This is a genomic window from Pectobacterium peruviense, from assembly GCF_003312355.2.
Lineage (GTDB): Bacteria > Pseudomonadota > Gammaproteobacteria > Enterobacterales > Enterobacteriaceae > Pectobacterium > Pectobacterium peruviense.
Genome location: NZ_CP161826.1, coordinates 4,012,699 through 4,037,207 on the forward strand (window position 1 = coordinate 4,012,699; position 24,509 = coordinate 4,037,207).

Below are 24,509 nucleotides of genomic sequence, written 5' to 3' on the forward strand. Positions count from 1 at the left end.
CCGACGGGCGTCAATTAGCCGTTATTTTCCACAGCTGATTCCATCCCCCGTTATCATGCCATTGAATACCTGATGCACCATTCTCTATCGAACGGCTGTTAATATCCAAAAGCTTCCCACTGTTCCTATTCAGAATTTTATAATAGCCATCGCCGGCATCCAAAATCAGCCACTGCTGGCTAAAATGACCGGTGTTATACATTTGGAGAATTTGCGCACCATCTTCATTAGCGCTGGAATCAATATCAATGTACTTTCCACTATTAACATTCACCAGATTGAAGTAACCATTGCCAATCGCGTTAAAATAAAAACGCTGACTGTCCCAGTTACCGTCACTGTATTGTTCAACAAATGCGCCATCCTCATGTGAGCCGCTCACGACATTAAGCGATTTACCACTATGCCGATTAGCGATCTTATAGCGGGTTCCGTTGATAAAATTGATTTGTGATTCGGCAAATGCGTCCAGAGCTCGGGTAAATTGCAATACATTAGCTGAAACTTGTCTCGTCGCACCTAATGCGTAGCCATCCAGCAGCACATTGGCATTACCCGCAGGTTCCCAATAAAAAACCCCGATGCCTTTATTTCCCGGCACCGCTTTAACAAGATTAATCGTATCCCTAATCGTCCAGTAACTGTCTGTCGGGTTAGTTTCCAAGCCGCCGACTTCAACGACCATGACTTCCTTACCATAGCGGCTCGCCATATCATTGAGGTTGCTAGCCAGTGCGCCGGTGAGCTCCCAATAATTTTTCCCTTCCCAGTAGGGATAGAATGAAAAGCCAATCACATCAGTTTTCCCACCGTGCGTGGTGAGGAAATTGTCAAAAAACCAGCGAGAGTTTGAATTATTATCCCCATGCGCCAAATGGCTGATCACCTTAGAGGAAGGACTGACCGCTTTAACCGCATCATAGCCTGCATTCAGTAGCTGCGTTAAATTAGCAAACCGACTTGTGCTCCCTTCCGGTAGTAAAATCCCCGGGTTCATTTCGTTACCAACCTGCACCCATTCCGGCGTCACGCCAGCGGAAATGAGCGCAGTCATCACCTCATGTGTGTGGTTATAAACGGCCGTAGTTAATTGGCTAATATTGTAGTTCGCCCACGCGGCTGGCTTTATTTGATGACCTGGATCCGCGAAGACATCACTGTAGTGGAAATCTACCATGACACGCATTCCCATCGCTTTGGCACGCTGAGCGGCATCCACCACGCGAGTTTTATCCGTATAACCGAGCATCGTCCAGGTCGTATTATCTTTATGCCATAGTGCACTGGGGTCAGGATTAACGAAAATGCGTAGCCGTACAGAGTTTACGCCGTGATCGCGCAATATCTGTAATACATCGCGCTGAGTTCCGGCATCGTCACGCCAGGTCACCCCCCGATCTTCCAATTGCTTTACCCAGCCAATATCCGCGCCATAAGCAAACGGCTGCGCTGCTTTCGCCACATTGGCTGCCATGAACCCTATAAATAACATTAACAATATAGAGATCATTCCTGAATAATTATTCTTTTTCATTCATTTCTCCTTGAGGCGATACTCTTAAAGGGTATTTCTAGGGACAGATTAAAAACAGAGGACGATATTTATAAAAATAAATATCGCATAGTAAAATAAGCAGCTAATGTGAATACAAACGGCTGCTTAGTTAAATTCATGACTCTTCCACTGAGTCAACGTAGCATTTTCTATGGCGTTATTGATCCCCATACAACCAGTTATTTATAGTTAATTCATTCGCTTCCCATTTTCATCAAAAAAATGAAGATGTTCACTACGACATGTGAGCGGGATCGTCGAGTAAGGCACAATACTATTGTCACCTGACAAATGTACTTTAAAATGATTAACTCCAGAGTAAGTACCAAAAATATACGTGGCATTACCCAGCCTTTCTGTTACTTCGCTATTGATCGACAGGCTGACATCTCCCCCCTGCGGATCAATACTCAGGTGTTCAGGACGAATACCTACGGTAATTCTCTGATCGACACGCAATCCGTGGCTAGCAAGATTAATGGAAAGCGTATTGAGCTTATTAATCAAGATGCTCACGTTATTTCCTTCAACCTGCAACACTTCACCGGGTAGAAAATTCATATTCGGCGAACCGATAAAACCGGCGACAAAAATATTTTCTGGCTTATGGTATAGCTCCATCGGCGTCCCGACCTGCTCAATATCCCCCTTGTTTAACACTACGATTTTATCCGCCAACGTCATTGCTTCCACTTGATCGTGCGTCACATAAATCATGGTGTTACGCATTTCCTGATGAAGCTGGGCAATTTGCAAACGCATTTCAACGCGTAATTCGGCGTCAAGGTTCGATAAGGGTTCATCGAATAAGAACACTTTAGGATCGCGTACAATGGCCCGCCCAATCGCAACGCGCTGACGCTGACCGCCAGATAGCTGTTTCGGTGTCCGATCTAACAAGGCTTCTAGCTGGAGTGTCATCGCAGCCTTTCGCACCATTTTTTCGACTTCAGCTTTGGGGTGCCCGTTCATTCTCAACCCAAACCCCATATTTTCAGCCACCGTCATATGCGGGTACAACGCATATGACTGGAACACCATTGCAATTCCCCGCTCTGCGGGATCGCAATGGTTAACTACGCGATTATCAATATGGATCTCGCCATCTGTTATTTCTTCCAATCCCGCGATCATTCTCAGTAACGTCGATTTACCACATCCAGACGGGCCAACAAATACCACAAATTCGCCTGAATTAATTTCAAGATTGATACGATGGATCGTTTCCGTCTTATCGTAACGCTTCACTATATTCTTTAATAAAATATCAGCCATATTGAACCTCAAACTTAATTTTCCATTGCGCGTGTATTACTTCACTGCGCCCGTCATACTGGCAATAAATTGCTTTTGCATGGCGAAGAAGATAAGCAAACTAGGAAGAGTAGAAATAACCGTTCCCACCATAATAAGCCCGAAGTCTGGAGAATAGGCCGAAGCAAAGCTGGATAGCACCAGATTAATCGTCTTTAATTCAGTAGACTGGAGGACAATAAGCGGCCAGAGAAAAGCATTCCATGACGTCATGAAAACAATGATAAACGCAGCAGAATAGCTGGCTCGCATAATTGGCACATAGACATACAGGAAAATTTTCCACTCTGCGACGCTTTCCACGCGGGCAGCATCGATCAACTCTCTCGGAAACGTTTTAGTACACTGCCTAAAGTAGAAAATAATAAATGCCCCTGCCACCGTCGGCATAATCACGGCAAAGTGTGTGTCCAGTAAACCCGCCTTACCAAACATGGTGAAGAGTGGGATCATTAACGCCGCAAACGGAATCATCATCGTCGCTAATAGTGCGACATAGACACGTTCACGATGTTTACTGGAATAAATCTCAAATGCATAACCCGCAATGGAGCACACCACAAGCGTCGATACGGTGCTGATCAGCGCAATTTTTGATGTATTCCAAAATATCAACGCGAGATCCACCTGGCTCGTCAAGTTGGTGAAATTGACCAATAGCTGATCGCCAAACGTAAATTTCCCCATGTTGATTTGGCTGGTGCTATTGGTACTGGATACCACCATCCAATAGAACGGAAAAAGTGAGAAAATGCTCATCAACACGAGAAAAGCATGCATCAATATGCTGTTAATTTTACTTTTTCTCATATTATCCCTTCCGTGCCGCTTTAAATTGAATCAGCGCCAATATGGCTGAAAAAACGACAATCACGTACGAAACTGTTGCCGCATAACCAAAATTAGGTACAAATTTAAACGACAGGTTATAAATATAAAGTGATAATGTCAGGGTCGCATTTGCCGGACCGCCATTCGTGATATTCATAGCTTCATCAAACAACTGTAGTGTGCCAATTGTTGATGTCACACTGGTAAAAAGAATGACCGGTTTCAATAATGGTATGGTGATAAAAATAAATTGCTTGATTGGACTAACACCATCGACTCTGGCGGCTTCATAAATCGATTTATCAATATTCTGCATGGCGGAAAGATAAAATATCATATTGTATCCCGTCCAACGCCATGTGATTGCGATAATGATGGTCACTTTCGCCCAGAAAGGATCGGATAGCCACGGAATCGGATCGTCAATAACATGAATAAACATCAAGAATGAATTAATCACGCCATCCAGTTCAAACATACTCTTAAATAGAATCGAGTAGGCTACCAGCGATGTCACACAGGGTAAAAAAATCGCAATTCTAAACCACTGGCGATATTTAAGCTGCGACGAATTCAGGCAAGAAGAAATCGCTAATGATAGCAAAATCATAATCGGCACCTGGATCACCAGAAACGTCAGTGTATTCCAAAGCGCCGTTTTAAACATCGGATCATTAAATAAACGAATGATATTTCCCAGGCCGACAAATTGCGTCACCACACCACGGCCAGACTGAAAGGAAAGCCAAAGTGATTTGAAAATAGGGTATATCGTCATTAGGGCAATTAACCCAACAGCTATAGAGACAAACGCCCAGCCGTTGATGTTATAAAGCCTATTCATTTTAGGTTTATACATCATTATCACACCATAGATTTCTGGAGAGAAGTGCCTGGGGACTCGCTGTCCCCAAGCTCAGACTCACTACTGCATAATCTGACTTTTTAATGCAGTTTCGGCGCGTTTTAAAACGTCATCAACAGAATCGCCTTTCAGTAATGCGGGTATTTCAGCAGCAATCGCGTTATCAACTTCCTGGGTATACATGCCATAGGAGACCAGTGGGATTTCAGTCACCCATTTAGAGAAATCAGCAAACACGGGCTGCCCACCAAAGAACGGATCTTTTACTGCATAAGCGGGGCCAGAAGTGGCGGGAAGGAAGGTTGCAAGCGCGCCGCGATCAACCAAAAGGGTTTGGTACATATCACTATCCGCTGCGAATGTTTTTTTCAGGAATTCAATCGCCTGTTGGGTATTTTTGCCGTCCTTTAATACATACCAACTCGACCCACCTTGATTAGATGCTCGCACCGCTTTGTCGAGATTTAACCGTGGAATCGGCGCAACACGCCATTTTCCTTTTTGATCTTCGGCACTTTTAATTGAGCCAATCACCCATACACCGGAAACCACACTCGCCGATTTCCCAGCATTAAAACTACCAACAAAACTCGACCAGCCAGAAATAGGACGCGCGATTTTCGCGTCGTTAATCGCTTTAATCGTTTTTAACGTTTCTTTCAATGCCGCGTTTTTGGTGAGATTAAGTTGACCTTGATTATCGAAGAACCATTCTCCACCAGACTGCATCATAATATGAGGAAGAACAACATCGTTCATATCGTAAGTCAGCATATCAACGCCAGTTTTTTCTTTTATCTTCTTGCCGATCTCAATGTATTTATCCCAGGTAATGTTCACCATATCACTCTCTTTATATCCGGCAGCTTCCAGATAATCGAGCCGATAGAACATCCCTGCCACGCCGGAATCAAAAGGAACACCGTAAACCTTATTCCCTATCGTCATCACTTTCGTTTTATAAGGCGCGAACTGACTGTAATCGATGGCATCCTGCAATGGCACAAACGCGTCAGGATAAGCCTGAAGGTATTTCTGTGCATTATAATCTTCTATAAGCACAATATCAGGAAGAACATTTTTAACCCCAGAAGCCAACATGGTATTTAATTTCTGTTCAATATCTTCTTTACCTGAGTCGATCACTTTCAGGCTGAAACTTGGATCAGCTTTTTTATATATTGATGAAGCTTCATGCATTGCCGCAACATTGAAGTTAGGATCCCAGGCCCATACGGTGACGTCAGCAGCCAGGCTTTGACTCGATAAGCCGAGCGTGAAAAATGAAACTGCAAATAGGGTAGATACTTTATTCTTGATCTTCATCAGCGCAGTCCTTCTTTACTTTTTGTAAAGAGAGAATATGAGTTACTGCATAATGAAGCAACGAGTTACACCGCTTACATTCTTTCATCCAGTGATACGGGTCACATAACAGGGAGAGAAATAGCTGAATATTCGATCTCAATACAAGAAATTTAGGAAAAGTTTCCTCAAAAAAAGTCTATAACTGACCGATAAAAGTGATGAAAACCAACCTAAAAACCAACTCATACAATTGAAATTTAAGTAAAAAACCAGAAAAAGAAGAACAAACAAAACGTTTACTCAGGTAATAATTGGCATAATCACATCGTCACTGCGGAATCACCCAAAAATGAAAACGCTACCACTACAAATCAAACGGCACACGGAGAGATCCGTGTGCCATAAAATACGTTTACCCTTTGGCAAACCAGCCGCGAATGATGGCGTGCTGTAGCAACATGATGGTCTTGCCGTCTTTAATCCGGCCATCGTTCATCATTTCAACGGCTTCGCTGAACGGCAGCTCCAGCACTTCAATATCTTCATCTTCTACACCGCCGCCCGCATTATCCCGCAGAGACTCATCGTATTCAGCAGCGAAAAAGTGCAGTCGCTCCGTTACGCTGCCCGGCGACATATAAGCATCGAACAGCTTTTCCACATTGCCGACTGCATAGCCAGTTTCTTCGATTGACTCGTTACGGATACATTCTTCAGGCGAATGGTCGTCCAGCAAACCGGCGCAGGCTTCCAGCAGCATGCCGCTTTCGTTACCGTTAACGTAGGTGGGAATACGGAATTGTCGTGTCAGGATCACCGTGCCTTTCGCCCGGTTGTACAGCAGAATCGTCGCACCATCACCTCGGTCGTAAACCTCACGAACCTGGCGCACTACGCCGCCATTGTTTCTTTTTAAATCAAAAGTATATTTATTCAGAATATACCAGTTATCGGATAGCAGCTTCTTTTCGACGATATCAATAGGAGACGACATGCAAACACCTCGGTGATCGATGGTTGGAAGAGCGCATTCATTTATAACGACGATGCCATCATATCCCTTTTGAACTCCTGCATAAACGGGTAAGGAAACGTATGTCTGGTGGAAATCACAGCAGAGTTACGCACCAACCCTATGATATTCATGGTTTAGTCTCACGCTCTCATTCCGCTCTTTTCGTCCATCTGACGTTTATCGACTATGCTATACCTTAAATCAGTCCTGTTTCAGGAAGTCGCGCTGCGCTTTCGTTTCCCCCATCACTACCGTCAACTCGTCTCGTCATCATGCGCGTAACGCAACCGCCTTCCATGATTCACTCGAATTCAATACTGCATCACTTCTCAAACCACATCATCGAGGTAGATAACATGAGTCATTTCATTTTCTCTTCACCTAGAAAATATGTTCAGGGTCGCGGCGTGCTGGATGAACTGGGTGAACAACTCAAGCCGCTGGGAACAAAAGCGTTTCTGATGGCGGACGGCGTTGTTTGGGACATCATCGGCCAGCGCGTTGATGCGTCCCTCAAGCAGGCGAGCATCGGCCACCATTACGAGTGTTTTAACGGTGAAGCATCCAGCAACGAAATCACCCGTCTTGCTAAGCTCGCGCGCGACGCGGGCACGAACATTGTTGTTGGGTTAGGTGGCGGTAAAACGCTGGATACGGCAAAAGCGGTCGCCGATGAGCTAAAACATAATGTGGCGATTGTCCCTACCGTGGCCTCAACGGATGCACCGTGCAGCGCGCTGTCCGTCATCTACACCGACGAAGGCGTGTTTGAGTCCTATCGCTTTTACGACAAGAATCCTGATCTGGTGTTGGTCGATACCGCCGTCTGTGCGCAGGCACCCGCACGCCTGTTTGCCTCCGGCATTGCCGATGGTCTGGCAACCTTTGTCGAAGCACAGGCGGTTCTACGCTCTCACGCGCTTTCCATGCTGGGCGGTAAACCCACACTAGCGGGTATGGCGATTGCCGAAACCTGCGAAAAAACGCTGCTAACCTACGGCTACAGCGCTTACAAAGCGGTGGAAAAAGGCGTGGTAACGCCCGCGGTGGAATCCGTAGTTGAAGCCAACACGCTACTTTCCGGCTTGGGCTTTGAGAATGGTGGATTAGCTGGCGCTCATGCCATCCACAACGGATTTACCGCGATTAAAGGCGATATTCACCACCTCACGCACGGGGAAAAAGTTGCCTACGGCACGCTGACACATATGGTGTTGGAGCAACGTCCTGACGAAGAAATTGCACGCTACATTCGCTTCTACCGCGCGATTAACATGCCGACGCGGCTAAAAGATCTGCATCTGGAAAATGAACCATTTGAGAATCTGATCAAAGTGGGTGAACTGGCGTGCAGCGACGCCGATACGTTGAAAAATCTGGACAGCGGGTTAACGGCTGAAGACGTCGCCCACGCGATTATTGCCGTCGATGCATTCAGTAAAACCATCAGCTAACCGTAATTGAGGTAAAAAAACCGGCTCCAGCGAGATCAGTACAATGGAGCCGGGCTTGGTATAACCAACTCGTTTCTCACTACCGTATTCATGCCAGAGACGTTATCTCTGCGTCATCAACCTGCTCATTACTATTCACTTTTATTTGATGAGAAAACGGGCAGGATAAGGACATATTCTCTATGTCTTAGGTCATCATTTGATGGAACGTCCTCGCTTTATCGCACTATCGGACACGCTGATTCTTGCCCTTTTTGGGACGGTCGTACTGGCATTGGGTATGGGGCTTGGACGCTTTTTATATACACCGATGCTGCCCGTTATGTTGGAGGAAAGTGATTTCACCTTCAGCCAGCTTTCCTATATTGCCAGCGCAAACTACGCTGGTTATCTGTTCGGCAGCCTGCTTTTCTCTTTCAGCCGTCGTGCCTCAACCTCTCAGCCCGTGTTCCTGCTGTTTGCCGCAGCCGCTGCGACCAGCGTGTTGCTCTTCGCGATGACATTGACCACCAATACAATGCTGGTCATGTTCATTCGCTTCATCACGGGGATCGCCAGCGCGGCGATGATGATCTTCGGGTCCCTGATCGTTTTACACCACACAAGGCATACCGGCATTATTGCCTCGCTCTATGCTGGAGTTGGCGTAGGGATCGTGTTAGGCAATGAATACATCATTATTGGGCAACATTACGCTCTGACTGCCGAACTATTGTGGTGGGGAGCTGCGCTGATCTCCGCGCTACTTCTGATCGCCCTACTCATACTTTCGCCCCATAAAAACACTGTACCGCAGCAGAAGATAGCCAATGTCGATGAACCACCTCACCTTGGCTGGCGACGGCTCGCGCTGCTATACGGCCTCGCGGGCTTCGGCTATATCGTCATCGCTACCTATCTGCCGTTGATGGTGACGGCGCTAGACGTACCGCGATTATCCCTGCATTTATGGTCACTGGTTGGGCTGGCAATCATTCCTGGCTGCTTTTTCTGGCTATGGGCAGCCAACCGTTGGGGAACGTTACCCTGCCTGACAGCCAATCTGCTGATTCAGGGCGTATGTGTCCTGATGACGCTGTTCAGCCACTCTCTCGTGGCATTGATATTCAGCTGTATCGGCTTTGGTGCTACTTTTATGGGAACCACCTCGCTGGTGATGCCATTAGCCAAACGGCTACACGCGCCGCACGGCATCAACCTGCTTGGGCTGGTGACGCTCACTTACGGCATTGGTCAGATTCTTGGCCCCATACTCACCAGCGTCCTGACGACTACCCACGCTATCGCGCCAGCGATTGTATGTAGCGCAGCAGCACTTTTCATCGCGGCTGGACTCTGCTTACCCCACCGCCGCTCATCACCCTAATCCCGGAGAACCTATGCCATATGTAAATATCAAAATCACCAATGAAGGCGTCACCGCTGAACAAAAACGTCAATTGATCGAAGGCGTAACTCAGTTGCTGGTCGATGTACTCAACAAAAATCCGAAAACCACCGTGGTGGTGATTGATGAAGTCGAAACGGACAACTGGGGAATCGGCGGCGTGCCAGTGACGGAGCTGAGGAAGGCAAGCAAATAGCGAAACGGTGCCACGCCATGTGGCACCAGATTTATATACCCCAAATAATTCGAGTTGCAAGAAGGCGGCAAGAGAGAGAATCCCGATGAGCTTACTCCGGTAAGTGATTCGGGTGAGTGAACGCGGCCAACGCACATGCAGCTTGAAGTATTACGGGTATATCCCCAACATGGTATCAATCAACAGATACATATTCAGAGAAACCACCAGCACGACAATGAGTTGCCCGATGCGCTGCACCCATTTGCCGTTAACCATCGATCCCATCAGTTCACGGTTACCGGTGAACGACAGCAAAGGAACCAGCGCCAGCGCAATCCCGAAGCTCAGCACCACCTGGCTCAACACCAGCACGCGCGTCGGATCCATACCGGACAGAATCACGATAAACGACGGCAGCATCGTCACAGAACGACGAACCCAAAGCGGGATATGGAAGCGCACGAACCCTTGCATTACCACCTGACCCGCCAGCGTACCAACAACGGTAGAAGAAAGGCCTGCCGCCACCAGACTCAGACCGAAAATCACCGCGGCGGCTTTACCCAACAGAGGCTCTAACGTGAGGTAGGCTTTATCCAGATCGGCAATGTCCTGATTGCCGCTGAAATGGAACGCCGCCGCCGCCGTTGCCATCATCGCCAGATTAACGAACCCAGCAATCGTCATCGCAATCGCGACATCGACTTTCGTTGCAGAATAGCGCTCAGCACGGGAATGGCTGCCTCCATGCTGCGTCAGAGAAGAGTGCAGGTAAATCACATGCGGCATAATCGTTGCCCCCAACACGCCTGCGGCCAGCAACACGGCATCAGAGGTCGGCAAGCTAGGGATCGCCATGCCTTTGGCTAAAGCGGACAACTCAGGCTGAGAAAACACCAGTTCGACAATATACGCTGCCGCAACAAACAGCAGCAGGCCGCCGATGACCATCTCCAGCGGCTTCTGACCGCGCTGTTGCAGCATGAGAATCAGGAAAGTGGCAATCCCGGTGAGAATCGCGCCTTCCAGCAGCGACACGCCCAATAGCAGTTTAAAACCTATCGCCGCACCGATAAACTCAGCCAGATCGGTCGCTATCGCAATAATTTCTGCCTGCACCCAGTACGCCCAAACGGCAGGACGCGGAAAGCGATCGCGGATATGTTCTGCCAGATTCTTGCCTGTTGCGATGCCTAACTTGGCAGACAACAGTTGAATCAGCATCGCCATCAGGTTTGCCCACACCACCACCCACAGCAACGTGTAACCATAGGCCGCGCCAGACTGGATGTTTGTGGCAAAGTTGCCCGGATCGATATAACCAATCGCCGCGATAAACGCCGGGCCCATCAAAGAAAGTTTAACCTTCCTTGAGGTACGGCTTGTTGACTCAATGACACGGCTACCCGGCATAGTATGACCCTTCTAACACTGTTGTTTTATTACTCTCACAAAAATGATAATGATTATCAAGTGCATTTAGAGTGGTAATACCAATTCTTTTGATAGCTAACGATGATGAGTCATTCAAAACCTAAAAAACATCTTTTTTATCAAACAAATCTTAACAAGATATAAACAAAAAACCCCATGCGGAAAGCACGGGGTTTGGGATGAAGATACGTTTTAAATAGCGTACGTAAAAGCAGAAAGTATTAGTCTTGTGCTTTTGATACAGCAACCATCGCCGGACGCAGCAAGCGGCCATTCAGCGTATAGCCTTTTTGCATGACCATCATAACATGGTTCGGCTGATGATCGGCTGAAGGTAACATCGTCATCGCCTGATGCACTTCTGGGTTAAACGGTACACCCACATCACCAACCACCTCGATACCGAACTTATGCACGGCATCCAGCAGCGATTTCAGCGTCAGCTCGACACCTTCAATCATTGAAGCCAGTGATTCATTGGCTTTGTCCGCCGTATCCAGCGCACGTTCCAGGTTATCGATGACCGGCAGCATTTCACTGGCAAATTTCTCTACCGCAAATTTATGCGCTTTCTCGACATCCATTTCCGCACGGCGGCGAACGTTATCGGCTTCAGCACGGACGCGAAGCATATTGTCACGTTCGCGCTGTTGCAGTTCACTAAACTGGGCTTCCAGCTCGGCGATGCGCGCATCACGCGGGTCAGCTACGTCTGCCGTCTCTGGCGTGGCATCCGCTTGCTGCCCTTTTGCTGCTTCCTTTTGATCCAGGACTTGCTCGTCAGGCGTTTTCTGTTCTTTACTACTCATGAAATTCTCCGCGGTTTAGCATTAATCTCGCTAGTTGCTTATTATGGGGATCAAAATCGGGGATTCAAGGGAATCGGTCATATATTGGTTCCCAACGCTGCCGATACACCACGCTGAGGACAAAACAGCAATGAACACACCGCTTACAATGAACAGGCCGTTTAATTGTATTGGCATTGTCGGCCACCCGCGCCACCCAACGGCGTTGGCAACGCATGAAATGCTCTACCATTGGCTCACCGAAAAAGGTTACTCCGTTCTGATCGAACAGCAGATCGCGCGTGAACTGAACCTGAAGGATGCGCCGACAGGTAGCCTTGCCGACATCGGTCAGCAGGCGGATCTGGCAGTGGTCGTTGGCGGTGATGGCAACATGCTGGGCGCGGCACGCGTGTTGTCGCGCTATGACATCAAGGTGATCGGCGTGAACCGCGGCAATCTCGGATTTTTGACTGACCTCGATCCCGATCATGCGCAGCAGCAGCTTTCTGACGTTCTCGACGGTCATTATCTGAGCGAACAGCGCTTTATGTTGGAAGCGCACGTTTGCCGCACCAACCAGCCCGACAGCATCAGCACTGCCATTAACGAAGTGGTACTTCACCCGGGGAAAGTGGCACATATGATTGAATTTGAAGTCTATATTGACGACAAATTCGCCTTTTCCCAGCGTTCGGATGGCCTGATTATCGCCACGCCGACAGGCTCAACCGCCTATTCGCTTTCCGCCGGCGGCCCTATCCTGACGCCGTCTTTGGAAGCCATTGCGCTGGTGCCGATGTTCCCGCACACATTGTCTGCCCGTCCGCTGGTGATCAACAGCAGTAGCACAATTCGGCTGAAATTTTCCTGTATTACCAACGATCTGGAAATCAGCTGCGACAGCCAGATTGCGCTACCGGTGCAGGAAGGTGAAGAAGTGCTGATTCGCCGTAGCGAACATTACCTGAATTTAATCCATCCAAAAAACTATAGCTATTTCAATACACTAAGTTCAAAACTCGGCTGGTCAAAAAAATTATTCTAAAATTCCACCAAGCCACTTTACTGTATATAAAACCAGTTTATACTGTATGTAAACACAGTCCCCATACAGGAAAACTATCATGCTGGCGCAACTCACTATAAGTAACTTCGCCATCGTGCGCGAATTAGAAATCGATTTTCAGTCAGGAATGAGCGTAATCACCGGAGAAACCGGTGCGGGGAAATCGATCGCGATTGATGCCCTCGGTTTATGTCTGGGAAATCGTTCTGACGCCAGCATGGTCAGGCCGGGAGCTGCCCGAGCCGACATCTGTGCCCGCTTCGCGCTGACGGATACCCCAATGGCACGTCAGTGGCTGGAAGAAAACCAGTTGGATGACAGCAACGAGTGCCTGTTACGCCGTGTAATTAGCGCCGATGGTCGCTCACGCGGTTTTATTAACGGCACCGCTGTGCCGCTGTCTCAACTGCGTGAACTCGGTCAGCACCTGATTCAGGTACATGGCCAGCATGCTCATCAGCTACTGCTGCGCCCCGATCATCAAAAACACCTGCTGGATGCGTATGCCGATGAACCGAAATTGCTGGTTGCGATGCAACAGGTTTGGCATCAGTGGCACCAAAGCTGTCGCGCACTGGCGCAGCTGCAACAAGCAGCAATTGAACGCGAAGCCCGCCGAGAACTGCTGCAATACCAATTAAAAGAGCTGAATGAATTCGCGCCACAGCCTGGCGAATATGAACAGATTGACGTTGAATACAAGCGTCTGGCGAATAGCGGTCAACTACTGACAATGAGCCAACAGGCCATGCAGTTGCTGAGCGAAGACGAAGAGCAGAACATACTCAGTATGCTGCACCGCGTAGAAAATCAGCTTGGCGAACTGATTGGCATGGATGACAAGCTGTCCGGCGTGCTGTCCATGCTCGAAGAAGCAGGCATTCAGCTTAGCGAAGCCAGCGATGAGCTGCGGCACTACAGTGAACAAATGGACCTCGACCCGATTCGACTGTATGAGCTAGAACAGCGCCTGTCGCGTCAATTGGCGTTGGCACGCAAACACCATATCGCGCCAGAAGCGATCCCAGCATTCCATCAGCAGTTGCTGGAAGAACACCGACAACTGGAACAACAGGAAAGCGACCATGAGGTGCTTAGCGCCTCCGTTGGTGAATATCACCAGCAGGCGTTGCACCTTGCAGAACAATTACACGTTCGCCGTCAGCACCATGCCAGTGAACTGGCACAGCTCATCACCACCAATATGCGTGAATTAGCCATGCCACACGGCCACTTCACCATTGATGTGAAATTTACGCCAGATAGCCTGACCGCTACCGGTGCCGACAATATCGAATTCCGCGTAACCACCAACCCTGGTCAACCACATCAGACGCTGGCGAAAGTAGCATCGGGTGGCGAGCTGTCGCGTATCGCGCTGATTATTCAAGTCATTACCGCGCAGAAAATGGATACACCAGCGATGATCTTCGATGAAGTCGATGTGGGTATTAGCGGACCAACCGCCGCCATCGTCGGCAGAATGCTGCGTCAGCTTGGCGAATCCACGCAGGTCATGTGCGTGACACACCTGCCGCAAGTCGCAGGCTGCGGTCACCAACACTTCTTCGTGAGCAAACAAACGGACGGCGCAGAAACAGAAACGTTGATGCAGCCGTTGGATAAACGCGCACGGTTACAGGAATTGGCTCGTCTCCTGGGCGGCAGCGCCGTGACCAAAAACACGCTGGCGAACGCCAAAGAATTGTTGGCAGCCTAAAATCCGCTGCCGACAGGGCAAGAAAGGTGCATCACAGGTAAAAAAGCTCAACTTTTTTACCTTCCTGGGGTCATACAATCGCCTTGTAGGTTTCCAAGTCCTGCAAGGTCTATTATCATCGGCAACCTATGCCCTTAAGGAATGTAATCACTATGCGCTGTAAAACGCTGACTGTCGTCGCCGCGGTGGTTGTTATGCTGACCGCCGGTTGTTCCACGCTGGAAAAGGTGGTGTATCGGCCGGACATCAATCAGGGAAACTATCTGGCACCGGCTGACGTTTCAAAAATTCACACCGGCATGACCAAACAACAGGTCGCTTATACGCTGGGTACGCCTATGATGCAGGATCCGTTTGGCAGCGATACCTGGTTTTACATCTTCCGCCAGCAGCCTGGCCATGAATCAGTAAAACAGCAGACGCTGACGCTAACCTTCAGCGGCAGTGGCGTGTTAACCAACATCAACAACAAGCCTGCGCTGGATTAATGCTTTCAATGCCGCTCAGTTGAATCAGGGCGAATAATCCTATCGGCGAGAAGCGTCGCTTTAAGGCGAAGCCCACTGCGGCAGAGTACTTAAAGGAAGCCAACGTACGCGGTTTGATGTATGACAGATATAACAGCAGGCAAATCTGAACATTTCAGGTTTGCCTGTGTTTTTTTATAAGGGTATTTCGCTTAGGAGTATCAGGAAAACGACATTTGTCGTTTAACAGTATTGCTCAGGGTTTGTTCTTAGAACGCTCAGCACGCTGTCGGCGTAGCTCTTTCGGATCGGCAATCAGCGGACGATAGATCTCTACGCGGTCACCATCCCGCACCACATCGGCCAATTTCGCCGCACGGCTGTAAATACCGACTTTATTCACCTGCAAATCGATATCATGGCGCAGCTCCAGCAGACCTGATTTCACAATCGCCTGCTCAACCGTACTACCCTCTTCCAGCTTCACCGTGCGTAGATACTGGCGTTCCGGCAACGCGTAGACCACATCAACCTGCATTGCGGACACGGTAAACCTCTTTTGCTCGCTGCGTGAAAGCTTGCACCATATTTCCTGCCAAATCCTTGAATACTTTGCCAAAAGCAAGTTCAATCAAGGCATTGGTGAATTCAAATTCCAGATGCAGCTCAACTTTACAGGCATCCGCGCTCAGCGGTGTAAAGTGCCAGTCGCCAGTTAGTTGACGGAATGGGCCATCGACCAGTTGCATATTGATATTCTGGTTGTGCGTCAGCGTATTACGTGTAGTAAATGTCTTGCTGATGCCGGCTTTGGAAACGTCTACTGCGGCTGTCATCCCCTCTTCTGAGGAAGAAAGTACGCGGCTTCCCGTACAGCCCGGTAAAAACGCAGGGTAGGAAGCGACATCATTCACCAGCTTGTACATCTGCTCTGCACTGAACGGCACCAGTGCGGAACGACTTATCTTTGGCATACTATTTTCCGAGATTCATAAAACGCGCAAAATAATAGCATTGATAGCCCGGTAGGCAAAAATTCTGCGAAGCTTATCGCACGATATCATTAACCACGACACGGACGCACTGCGGGGATTTCATTCCCAATGACATCCAGTATAATGACAGTACTATGACAAAGAAAAAAGCATACAAACCCGGTTCCGCCACCATTGCGCAGAACAAGCGCGCCCGTCACGAATACTCCATTGAGGAAGAATTTGAGGCTGGCCTTGTGCTGCAAGGGTGGGAGGTCAAATCACTGCGCGCAGGCAAAGCAAACCTCAGCGACAGCTATGTCACCTTCATGAACGGTGAGGCTTACCTGTTTGGCGCAACGATCACGCCGCTGAATGTGGCTTCATCGCACGTTGTTTGCGATCCCATCCGCACGCGCAAACTTCTGCTCAACAAACGCGAAATGGATTCGCTGTTTGGCCGCGTCAGCCGTGATGGCTACACGGTCGTCGCGCTGTCCATGTATTGGAAAAATGCCTGGAGCAAAATCAAAATCGGCGTAGCGAAAGGCAAAAAAGATCACGATAAGCGTGATGACATTAAAGAACGTGAATGGAAGTTAGATAAAGCCCGTATCATGAAGAACGCCAATCGCTAAGCCACTGGCTTAACAACGGTAAGTTCTGATATACTGGTGACTGTTTCTTGGGGGCTGATTCTGGATTCGACGGGATTTGCAAAGCCCAAGGTGCATGCCGAGGGGCGGTTTGCCTCGTAAAAAGCCGCAAAAAAATAGTCGCAAACGACGAAAACTACGCTTTAGCAGCTTAATAACCTGCTAAGAGCCCTCTCTCCCTAGCCTCCGCTCTTAGGACGGGGATCAAGAGAGGTCAAACCCAAAAGAGATCGCGTGGATGCCCTGCCTGGGGTTGAAGGGCTAAATCTAATCAGGCTAGTTTGTTAGTGGCGTGTCTGTCCGCAGCTGGCAAGCGAATGTAAAGACTGACTAAGCATGTAGTACCGACGGTAGAGTAGTTCCGGACGGGGGTTCAAATCCCCCCAGCTCCACCAATTTAGACATCGGGTATTACCAGATAAGTCCGATGAAGTACGGAAAGCCCGCACGGCGCAAGCCCTGTGGGCTTTTTTGTGTCCGCTATTGTCCGACGATATTCGCCTGAATCCAGAGATTATTGGCCTACGTTTAGGCCTACGGTATCATATAGGCCTAAAAACGTAGGCCTAAAACACGGACGACACCGCTATGCCAAGAATTGCCCGCCCTTTGACACATACCGAAGTCAGCAAAGCACGAACGCCTGATAAAGAGTTAAGCCTGCATGATGGCGATGGCCTCTTTCTACTTATCAAACCGTCAGGGAAAAAATTATGGCGATTTCGCTATCTACGCCCTGATACCAAGAAACGCACGACACTCTCTTTTGGCAGCTATCCAGCCTTATCGTTGGCTGACGCAAGACAGCTACGGGCAGAACATTTAGCCCTGCTTGCAAAAGGCATAGACCCACAGGAAAAAGTGGCTAAGGAAGTAGAAGAAGCGCAAATCGCGGTAGAAAGCATCTTCATCAATGTGGCACGTAATTGGTTCACATTGAAGCAGACCAAAGTCAGTGCGGATCACGCCAAAGACATTTGGCGATCGCTGGAAAAAGACGTGCTCCCAGCGATTGAGAATATCCCGGTACAAGAAATCAAAGCCCGCACGCTGATACAGGCGCTAGAACCGATTAAAGCCCGTGGCGCACTGGAAACCGTCAGGCGGTTAGTGCAGCGCATTAACGAAATCATGGTTTACGCGGTCAATACGGGGCTGATTGACGCTAACCCCGCCTCTGGCATTGGTATGGCCTTTGAACGCCCTAAAAAGCAGCATATGCCGACTATCCGGCCAGAAGAACTTCCCAAGCTGATGCGCACCATTGCCATGTCTAACTTGTCCATCCCGACCCGCTGCCTATTGGAATGGCAACTAATGACACTGATTCGCCCAGCGGAAGCCTCAGCCACAGCATGGGCAGAGATCGATATTGAAAAAAGAACGTGGGGCATTCCGGCTGAACGAATGAAAGCCAAGCGTGATCATATCGTGCCGCTCTCAGCTCAAGCACTGGAACTGCTCGACATCATGCGCCCTATCAGCGGTAACCGCGAACACGTATTTCCCAGCCGTAACGATCCTAAAAAGCCCATGAACAGCCAGACCGCGAATGCCGCGTTAAAACGCATCGGCTACGGTGGCAAACTGGTCGCACATGGTTTACGCTCGATAGCCAGTACCGCCATGAATGAAGCCGGTTTTAATCCTGATGTGATTGAGGCGACGTTGGCTCATAGTGATAGAAATGAAGTACGTAAGGCATATAATCGTTCTACTTATTTAAGTGCAAGAGTAGAACTAATGACTTGGTGGGGATTAAAGGCTACCAATAAATAGTCATTCTAATAAAAAGGAAATAAAATGCAAGAATTTACACTTGAAGGGGTGATTGCTGCATCGCTCCCTTGGGCTAAAGACATTATAAAAAACAAAATACTCCCTGTGATTTATAGTAAACTAGGTGGACAAATCGCCGATGCTAGAGCTGAGCGTTTTCTACATGACAGCTTAGGAAGATTCCTTTCAAAAGTAAAAGGCCACTGTACTTTAGTAAATACCTTAGCTTTTAAAAATACGCCTATTAATTTATTAAACATATACGAACCTATGAGCATCATACACGAAAGTGAGAAAGAGACATATGAATGTTTAATAAATAAAAACATTGCCGCGATAAAGGATTTTAATCGTATATTACTTACTGACTCAGCGGGCATGGGGAAATCAACAATATTAAAAAGGATTGTTCTTGATTGTATTGACCAAGGTATTTACATTCCTTTTTATATTGAATTAAGAAAAATTGAAGAACACAGCATATCTACACAAATAAAGAATGAACTTGGCTTAAGTAAAAATATCTCAGATGAAGTACTCCAAGAAATACCATTTATATATTTATTTGATGGCATTGATGAAATCCCTCAAAATATAAAATCAAACGTCGTATCACAATTAAAAAAATTCTCTGAAATTTTTTCAGAAAGTAAAATAGTAATAACGTCAAGACATGATGGTTTTTTGTCAGAGTTATATGGATTCACTCGATTCAGAATAAATCCTTTAGATAGATATCAAGCACATAGCCTACTAAGAAAGTATGATAATTATGGTTACATATCATCCAGATTAATCAATGGCCTCACACATGAAGAGGGAGGAAATCTAGATGAATTTCTTTCCACCCCATTATATGTATCATTACTTTTCTGCGCTTATAAATTCAAACCTATAATACCAAGAAAAAAAGAATTATTTTATAGCCAAGTGTTTGATGCACTATATGAATCTCACGATCTAACAAAAGAACTCGGTTATGTGAGAGAAAAATTTTCTGGTCTTGATTCTACAGACTTCCATCATATATTGAGAAGGCTTGCCTTTTGGTGTTTGAAAGAAGGGGGTAAAATTGAATTTACTAAAGATGACTTGCAAATAATACTTCATAGCATTATCTCAAAAATACCTGGCCTAGAAACGCCAGCTGCTTTACTTGTAAAAGATCTTGTGGAAACGGTCCCTCTTTTTGTACAAGAAGGCGCCATCGTTAGATGGTCACATAAATCTCTGATGGAGTATTTCGCAGCAATGTTTATATGTCGAGACACCAAAGAAAGACAGCAAGAAATACTTATAAAGTTATATAAAAACTCTGGTGCAATACGTTATAAGAATCTTTTCGAGCTTTGTGCGGACATTGACTTTTCAACATTTAGAGCAAGTGTGATAAAAATACTACTTATCGACTACATAAATCTTTATGATGAGATACACGCCAAAAGCACACATTGCAAACATATAAATAATAAAGTTGAGATTTTATTTTCAGGAAGAAAACTAATTTACATATTTGATAAAAAGAAAGAAAGCGAAAAACTAACCAATCTTATTAATGGAGATTTACGTGAATTCAAAGAATTGAATTCAGAATTCGGGTACTTAAGTACCAGCCTTCTTGACATCAGTAATACTTGGATTGTGATTGCAAGAAGTAACACAATAACCGAGTATATTCTTAATATATTGAAATCAAGGAACCCTGAGTATTTTAAAAAGATTCAGGTACACACTTATGATGAACCTGAAGAGAGTATTAAACTAAAGCAACTTGTCGAAGAGAACCCTGAGACAAAAATAGATATCTCTAAAGAAACTATTATACTATGTTCAGGCGAGTGCAAAATGAATTTAATAAACTATATTTTATCATTTGATAAATCACCAAAGTTAAAATATGAAGGAGCATTAACTGAGTTACAAAAAATCAATGAAGACGAAAGCAATGGAATAAATCAGTTATTAGAAGGGTTTTAACAAAAGCAATATCTTACCTCATAACAATGAAAGTACCTTCCTAAAAAGACAAGTACTTTCATTAAAAATGTTATAGAAATAACCACCTAAAAAAAATACACACAAACATTCGAAAAAGGCACTATTACAAACACATCCAATTACTTCCCTCTCTTATTTATCCTTTTGTATCACTTCTACTATATACATAACAATGCTTCAGTGTATAACTTAAAGCCCCCAGGGTTCATTCGAGCCATAATAACAATGTAACACTACAAGTATCTTAGAGTTTAAGCACATTAGGGTAGGGTGAATAAAACCTTGCAAAAAAAACAGATAGAAAAATTGTAACATTGAAAAAATAATTAATTCAAGCTAGCCCTTCATAATTTCGATGCAATAAAATCGAACGAGTAAAACAAGTATCCTCAATCCTCAATAGCTGCCTTCACGCAGCCATGCTCTTACTCCCCCCCGCACGCAATGCTATCCCCGCCACGCCTGCCCGCTTCATGTAGCGCATTTCATGCAGTTGCATGGAAGCGCTCAGGCCGCGCCAATACTGGCGCTGTAGGGCAGATTAGGTGGTAAGTATTGCATGCAAATCCATGCACCGTATGTATGCACGATCAAAAAATCGCTAGCAAGAGAAAAAAACTCGCAAAAAAGCCCACACAGTGGTGAGTAATGCCGATCAGTTAAGGATCGGTTGAACGATCCAGTCATTGTGTAAAAATCCGGAAATGTCTTTCGTTTCCGGATTTTTTTATGCGTATTGCTCAGGCTCTTGATCTTGTCTCCTGCTACGACTCCACCCGTAATCCCCTGACGTCTTTGGGTGACTTTCTTGACCCGGAGCTCATCTCCCGTTGTCTTCAAGAGTCCGGGACTGTCACTCTGCGTAAACGCCGTCTCCCGCTGGAAATGATGGTCTGGTGCATTGTGGGTATGGCGCTGGAGCGCAAAGAGCCGCTTCATCAGATAGTTAACCGCCTTGATATTATGCTGCCGGGTGACCGCCCCTTCGTGGCAACCAGCGCAGTTATCCAGGCCCGGCAGAGACTGGGGAGCGAGGCTGTTCGCCGTGTGTTCACACAAACCGCGCAGTTGTGGCACGGTGCCACCACTCACCCTCACTGGTGCGGTCTGACCCTGCTGGCTGTGGATGGGGTTGTCTGGCGAACACCCGATACGCCGGAGAATGATGCGGCTTTCCCGCGTCAGACCTATGCCGGTCAACCCGGACTCTACCCTCAGGTAAAGATGGTCTGTCAGATGGAGCTGACCAGCCATCTGTTAACGGCAGCCGCCTTCGGCACAATGAAAGAAAGCGAGTGTACGCTGGCTGAACAACTGATAAGCCAGACCGGTGATAACACATTGACATTACTTGATAAAGGTTATTACTCATTGGGCCTGCTGAATGCCTGGAATCAGGCAGGGAGGCATCGACACTGGATGATACCGCTGAAAAAGGGGGCGCAGTACGAGGAGGTAAGAAAGCTGGGTAAAGGGGATTATCTGGTAAAGCTGAAAACCAGCCCTCAGGCACGAAAGAAGTGGTCGGGTCTGGAAAGGGAAATAACGGCGCGGCTGCTGACGTTTACCCGGAAAGAAAAGACGTATTATCTGCTGACGTCAATGACAGACGCCATGCGCTATCCGGGTAGAGAAATGGTCGAGCTTTACGGCCATCGGTGGGAAATAGAGTTGGGATACCGTGAAATAAAGCAGACGATGTTACTGAGCAGACTGACACTGAGGAGCAAAAAACCGGCGCTTGTGGAGCAGGAACTCTGGGGCGTGCTGCTGGCCTACAATCTGGTGAGGTATCAGATGATAAAGATGGCAAGTCAGTTGAAAGGATATTGGGCAAATCAACTGAGCTTCTCAGAGTCATGCGGGTTGGTCATGAGAATGTTGATGAGTTTACAGGGAGCTTCACCTGGCCGGATCCCGGAGCTGATGCGCGATCTGGAGAGTCTGGGTCAACTGGTAAAATTACCGATGCGGCGGGAAAGGGCCTTCCCCCGAGTGGTAAAAGAAAGGCCGCAAAAATACGGAAAAGCTTGTAAAAACAACCAGTCAGTTGCTTAACTGACTGGCATTACACACAGTGGTGAGCCGTTTCCTGATGTTGGGAATAATGAAATTATAATCTGGCTAATTAGTTCCGCAGGGCGGAGGCTGGGTAATCCTTATATTTTTTCTGCATGGCAGGTGATAACGGAATATCCGGCACCGGCAGATCGCGTCTATTCGATGGCTGAATAATTTCCTCTATCGATTCCAGTGTCCGAAAGGTTGCCGAGCATTCAATATTCCGGCACTGGTGATAACGCTGCTTGACGTTCTCCGATAACGGGCGGCATGGGCGGCATGACCACAGAACGGGCAAGACATCATTTAGCATTCTCCCGCTGTTCGCGTATAGCCTGACCTTTTTGCATCCGTTTGATTGGACTGGTCAGCATGACCCTACCCGCCAATAGTGGACACGGGACTAAGTGAGTAAACTCTCAACCAGAGGTAGCTCACATGACAAAATCAGTAACAGCCAGTAAAAAGCCGCGTAAGCAGCACACACCCGAATTCCGCCAAGAAGCCCTTAAACTTGCTGAAAGCATTGGCGTCGCTGCTGCTCGCGAACTCAGTCTATATGAGTCTCAGCTCTATACCTGGCGCAGCAAACAACAGCAACAACTGACGTCATCTGAACGCAAAAGCGAACTGGCTGCTGAAAATGCCCGGCTTAAACGCCAGCTTGCGGAGCAGGCAGAGGAGCTGGCCATTCTCCAAAAGGCCGCGACATACTTCGCGAAGCGCCTGAAATGAAGTATGTCTTTATCGAAAAGCATCAGGCTGAGTTCAGCATCAAAGCCATGTGCCGGGTGCTGCGGGTTGCCCGCAGCGGCTGGTATACCTGGTGCTCCCAGCGTCATCAGATAAACAGGCGACAGCAGTTCCGTCTGACCTATAATGCCGCTGTTCTCAGGGCATTCACTGATGCAAAACAGCGGTATGGTGCGCCACGACTCGCGGACGAACTCCCGACCTACAACATCAAAACGATAGCTGTCAGCCTGCGTCTTCAGGGGCTTCGGGCAAAGGCAGCCCGCAAGTTCAGCCCGGTCAGTTACCGGGAGCATAGACTACCGGTGTCGGAGAACCTGCTGAAGCAGGACTTTTACGCCAGCGGCCCGAACCAGAAGTGGGCGGGTGACATCACCTACTTACGTACAGATGAAGGCTGGCTTTACCTGGCGGTTGTCATTGACCTGTGGTCGCGAGCGGTAATCGGCTGGTCAATGGCAGCGCGAATGACGGCACAGCTGGCCTGCGATGCGTTACAGATGGCGCTGTGGCGGCGCAAGCGTCCTGAAAATGTCATTGTTCATACTGACCGCGGTGGTCAGTACTGCTCAGCGGATTATCAGGCCCTGTTGAAGCGGCATAATCTGCGCGGGAGCATGAGCACCAGAGGCTGCTGCTATGATAATGCGTGTGTGGAAAGCTTCTTCCACTCGTTGAAAGTGGAATGTATCCACGGAGAACGCTTTATCAGCCGGGAAATGATGAGAACAACGATATTTAATTATATCGAGTGCGATTACAATCGCTGGCGTCGCCACAGTGCCTGTGGCGGGCTTAGTCCTGAACAATTTGAAAACCAGAACCTCGCTTAGTGCCGTGTCCACATTACGTGGGTAGGATCAGAATAGCTTAGCCGCCCGTCTCAATAACCATGATACCTAT

21 protein-coding genes, 1 other RNA gene and 1 pseudogene are annotated in these 24,509 nt (G+C 47.5%); 12 read left to right on the top strand and 11 right to left on the bottom strand.

Features of this window, described 5'->3' with window-relative positions:
- Positions 1–10: 10 nt before the first annotated feature.
- The 6 genes from DUT67_RS18065 to nudK form a co-directional block, all read right to left on the bottom strand.
- Positions 11–1,534 (bottom strand): glycosyl hydrolase 53 family protein, encoded by a 1,524-nt coding sequence (locus tag DUT67_RS18065; RefSeq protein WP_113632910.1) that lies wholly within the window; start codon positions 1,532–1,534, stop codon positions 11–13.
- A gap of 210 nt (positions 1,535–1,744) precedes the next feature.
- The gene (locus DUT67_RS18070) at positions 1,745–2,830 is read right to left on the bottom strand and encodes an ABC transporter ATP-binding protein (RefSeq protein WP_113625432.1); all 1,086 of its coding nucleotides are present in this window, start codon (positions 2,828–2,830) and stop codon (positions 1,745–1,747) included.
- A 36-nt stretch (positions 2,831–2,866) separates the two neighbouring features.
- On the bottom strand, positions 2,867–3,679 hold the full coding sequence (locus tag DUT67_RS18075) for a carbohydrate ABC transporter permease (protein ID WP_011092454.1): 813 nt from the start codon (positions 3,677–3,679) through the stop codon (positions 2,867–2,869).
- 1 nt (position 3,680) lies between these two features.
- Entirely contained in the window at positions 3,681–4,562 is an 882-nt protein-coding gene (locus DUT67_RS18080; protein WP_048258858.1) for a carbohydrate ABC transporter permease, read from the bottom strand.
- A 63-nt stretch (positions 4,563–4,625) separates the two neighbouring features.
- Positions 4,626–5,891 carry an extracellular solute-binding protein gene (locus DUT67_RS18085; protein ID WP_113632909.1) on the bottom strand — a complete coding sequence of 422 codons (1,266 nt, stop codon included), beginning with the start codon at positions 5,889–5,891 and terminating at the stop codon, positions 4,626–4,628.
- Between the two features lie 394 nt (positions 5,892–6,285).
- Positions 6,286–6,867, bottom strand: coding sequence for a GDP-mannose pyrophosphatase NudK (gene nudK / locus DUT67_RS18090; protein ID WP_113632908.1), 582 nt, complete (start codon positions 6,865–6,867; stop codon positions 6,286–6,288).
- A gap of 377 nt (positions 6,868–7,244) precedes the next feature.
- On the opposite strand from nudK, the gene DUT67_RS18095 reads away from it, so the two are divergent.
- The 3 genes from DUT67_RS18095 to DUT67_RS18105 all read left to right on the top strand — a co-directional run bounded on the left by DUT67_RS18095 (position 7,245) and on the right by DUT67_RS18105 (position 9,925).
- Positions 7,245–8,342: a glycerol dehydrogenase gene (locus DUT67_RS18095; protein WP_113632907.1), complete on the top strand. Its 1,098-nt coding sequence runs from the start codon at positions 7,245–7,247 to the stop codon at positions 8,340–8,342.
- Between the two features lie 202 nt (positions 8,343–8,544).
- On the top strand, positions 8,545–9,708 hold the full coding sequence (locus DUT67_RS18100) for an MFS transporter (protein ID WP_223254649.1): 1,164 nt from the start codon (positions 8,545–8,547) through the stop codon (positions 9,706–9,708).
- Between the two features lie 13 nt (positions 9,709–9,721).
- Positions 9,722–9,925 (top strand): 2-hydroxymuconate tautomerase family protein, encoded by a 204-nt coding sequence (locus tag DUT67_RS18105; protein ID WP_010282462.1) that lies wholly within the window; start codon positions 9,722–9,724, stop codon positions 9,923–9,925.
- A 150-nt stretch (positions 9,926–10,075) separates the two neighbouring features.
- Here the strand turns inward: DUT67_RS18105 and DUT67_RS18110 are convergent, their stop codons facing one another.
- Together DUT67_RS18110 and grpE are read right to left on the bottom strand one after the other, a co-directional pair.
- Positions 10,076–11,320 carry an Nramp family divalent metal transporter gene (locus DUT67_RS18110; RefSeq protein WP_113632905.1) on the bottom strand — a complete coding sequence of 415 codons (1,245 nt, stop codon included), beginning with the start codon at positions 11,318–11,320 and terminating at the stop codon, positions 10,076–10,078.
- Positions 11,321–11,562: 242 nt separating this feature from the next.
- A complete protein-coding gene (grpE, locus tag DUT67_RS18115) occupies positions 11,563–12,150 on the bottom strand; it encodes a nucleotide exchange factor GrpE (protein ID WP_048258852.1) in 588 nt (195 codons plus the stop codon).
- A gap of 148 nt (positions 12,151–12,298) precedes the next feature.
- Between grpE and nadK the strand changes: the two genes are divergently transcribed.
- From nadK to bamE, 3 genes are all read left to right on the top strand, one after another.
- Positions 12,299–13,177 carry an NAD(+) kinase gene (gene nadK, locus DUT67_RS18120; RefSeq protein WP_039303620.1) on the top strand — a complete coding sequence of 293 codons (879 nt, stop codon included), beginning with the start codon at positions 12,299–12,301 and terminating at the stop codon, positions 13,175–13,177.
- Between the two features lie 79 nt (positions 13,178–13,256).
- Entirely contained in the window at positions 13,257–14,918 is a 1,662-nt protein-coding gene (gene recN, locus DUT67_RS18125) for a DNA repair protein RecN (protein WP_048258851.1), read from the top strand.
- A 152-nt stretch (positions 14,919–15,070) separates the two neighbouring features.
- Positions 15,071–15,406, top strand: coding sequence for an outer membrane protein assembly factor BamE (bamE, locus tag DUT67_RS18130; protein WP_048258850.1), 336 nt, complete (start codon positions 15,071–15,073; stop codon positions 15,404–15,406).
- A 235-nt stretch (positions 15,407–15,641) separates the two neighbouring features.
- On the opposite strand, the gene DUT67_RS18135 is transcribed toward bamE, so the two are convergent.
- Together DUT67_RS18135 and DUT67_RS18140 are read right to left on the bottom strand one after the other, a co-directional pair.
- Complete coding sequence (locus DUT67_RS18135; RefSeq protein WP_048258849.1) at positions 15,642–15,932, bottom strand: RnfH family protein; 291 nt, start codon at positions 15,930–15,932, stop codon at positions 15,642–15,644.
- Complete coding sequence (locus DUT67_RS18140) at positions 15,913–16,359, bottom strand: type II toxin-antitoxin system RatA family toxin (RefSeq protein ID WP_048258848.1); 447 nt, start codon at positions 16,357–16,359, stop codon at positions 15,913–15,915. Before DUT67_RS18140 ends, DUT67_RS18135 begins: the two co-directional genes overlap by 20 nt.
- Before the next feature lie 155 nt (positions 16,360–16,514).
- Between DUT67_RS18140 and smpB the strand changes: the two genes are divergently transcribed.
- From smpB to DUT67_RS18165, 5 genes are all read left to right on the top strand, one after another.
- Positions 16,515–16,997 (top strand): SsrA-binding protein SmpB, encoded by a 483-nt coding sequence (gene smpB / locus DUT67_RS18145; RefSeq protein ID WP_048258847.1) that lies wholly within the window; start codon positions 16,515–16,517, stop codon positions 16,995–16,997.
- 50 nt (positions 16,998–17,047) lie between these two features.
- Positions 17,048–17,410: a transfer-messenger RNA gene (gene ssrA, locus DUT67_RS18150) on the top strand.
- 193 nt (positions 17,411–17,603) lie between these two features.
- On the top strand, positions 17,604–18,794 hold the full coding sequence (locus tag DUT67_RS18155; RefSeq protein ID WP_113632904.1) for an integrase domain-containing protein: 1,191 nt from the start codon (positions 17,604–17,606) through the stop codon (positions 18,792–18,794).
- 24 nt (positions 18,795–18,818) lie between these two features.
- Entirely contained in the window at positions 18,819–20,771 is a 1,953-nt protein-coding gene (locus DUT67_RS18160; protein ID WP_113632903.1) for an NACHT domain-containing NTPase, read from the top strand.
- A gap of 750 nt (positions 20,772–21,521) precedes the next feature.
- A complete protein-coding gene (locus DUT67_RS18165) occupies positions 21,522–22,850 on the top strand; it encodes an IS4 family transposase (protein WP_113628163.1) in 1,329 nt (442 codons plus the stop codon).
- Positions 22,851–22,920: 70 nt separating this feature from the next.
- On the opposite strand, the pseudogene DUT67_RS18170 reads toward DUT67_RS18165, so the two are convergent.
- Positions 22,921–23,159, bottom strand: a pseudogene (locus DUT67_RS18170) (ogr/Delta-like zinc finger family protein).
- 132 nt (positions 23,160–23,291) lie between these two features.
- Here DUT67_RS18170 and DUT67_RS18175 point away from each other — a divergent pair.
- Positions 23,292–24,439 (top strand): IS3 family transposase gene (locus tag DUT67_RS18175; protein ID WP_113632989.1). Its coding sequence is split into 2 segments (ribosomal slippage): positions 23,292–23,550 and positions 23,550–24,439, totalling 1,149 coding nucleotides; the frame shifts between segments, so codons are not numbered across the junction.
- The last annotated feature ends 70 nt before the right edge of the window (positions 24,440–24,509 follow it).

What these genes read in the sequence shown, in the direction of transcription:
- nadK (WP_039303620.1), top strand. Translation starts at nt 12,299, where the DNA reads ATGAACAGGCCGTTTAATTGTATTGGCATTGTCGGCCACCCGCGCCAC.
- nudK (WP_113632908.1), bottom strand. Translation starts at nt 6,867, where the DNA reads ATGTCGTCTCCTATTGATATCGTCGAAAAGAAGCTGCTATCCGATAAC.
- DUT67_RS18070 (WP_113625432.1), bottom strand. Translation starts at nt 2,830, where the DNA reads ATGGCTGATATTTTATTAAAGAATATAGTGAAGCGTTACGATAAGACG.
- bamE (WP_048258850.1), top strand. Translation starts at nt 15,071, where the DNA reads ATGCGCTGTAAAACGCTGACTGTCGTCGCCGCGGTGGTTGTTATGCTG.
- recN (WP_048258851.1), top strand. Translation starts at nt 13,257, where the DNA reads ATGCTGGCGCAACTCACTATAAGTAACTTCGCCATCGTGCGCGAATTA.
- DUT67_RS18160 (WP_113632903.1), top strand. Translation starts at nt 18,819, where the DNA reads ATGCAAGAATTTACACTTGAAGGGGTGATTGCTGCATCGCTCCCTTGG.
- DUT67_RS18155 (WP_113632904.1), top strand. Translation starts at nt 17,604, where the DNA reads ATGCCAAGAATTGCCCGCCCTTTGACACATACCGAAGTCAGCAAAGCA.
- DUT67_RS18100 (WP_223254649.1), top strand. Translation starts at nt 8,545, where the DNA reads ATGGAACGTCCTCGCTTTATCGCACTATCGGACACGCTGATTCTTGCC.
- DUT67_RS18080 (WP_048258858.1), bottom strand. Translation starts at nt 4,562, where the DNA reads ATGATGTATAAACCTAAAATGAATAGGCTTTATAACATCAACGGCTGG.
- grpE (WP_048258852.1), bottom strand. Translation starts at nt 12,150, where the DNA reads ATGAGTAGTAAAGAACAGAAAACGCCTGACGAGCAAGTCCTGGATCAA.
- DUT67_RS18075 (WP_011092454.1), bottom strand. Translation starts at nt 3,679, where the DNA reads ATGAGAAAAAGTAAAATTAACAGCATATTGATGCATGCTTTTCTCGTG.
- DUT67_RS18065 (WP_113632910.1), bottom strand. Translation starts at nt 1,534, where the DNA reads ATGAAAAAGAATAATTATTCAGGAATGATCTCTATATTGTTAATGTTA.
- DUT67_RS18140 (WP_048258848.1), bottom strand. Translation starts at nt 16,359, where the DNA reads ATGCCAAAGATAAGTCGTTCCGCACTGGTGCCGTTCAGTGCAGAGCAG.
- DUT67_RS18110 (WP_113632905.1), bottom strand. Translation starts at nt 11,320, where the DNA reads ATGCCGGGTAGCCGTGTCATTGAGTCAACAAGCCGTACCTCAAGGAAG.
- DUT67_RS18095 (WP_113632907.1), top strand. Translation starts at nt 7,245, where the DNA reads ATGAGTCATTTCATTTTCTCTTCACCTAGAAAATATGTTCAGGGTCGC.
- DUT67_RS18085 (WP_113632909.1), bottom strand. Translation starts at nt 5,891, where the DNA reads ATGAAGATCAAGAATAAAGTATCTACCCTATTTGCAGTTTCATTTTTC.
- smpB (WP_048258847.1), top strand. Translation starts at nt 16,515, where the DNA reads ATGACAAAGAAAAAAGCATACAAACCCGGTTCCGCCACCATTGCGCAG.
- DUT67_RS18165 (WP_113628163.1), top strand. Translation starts at nt 21,522, where the DNA reads ATGCGTATTGCTCAGGCTCTTGATCTTGTCTCCTGCTACGACTCCACC.
- DUT67_RS18105 (WP_010282462.1), top strand. Translation starts at nt 9,722, where the DNA reads ATGCCATATGTAAATATCAAAATCACCAATGAAGGCGTCACCGCTGAA.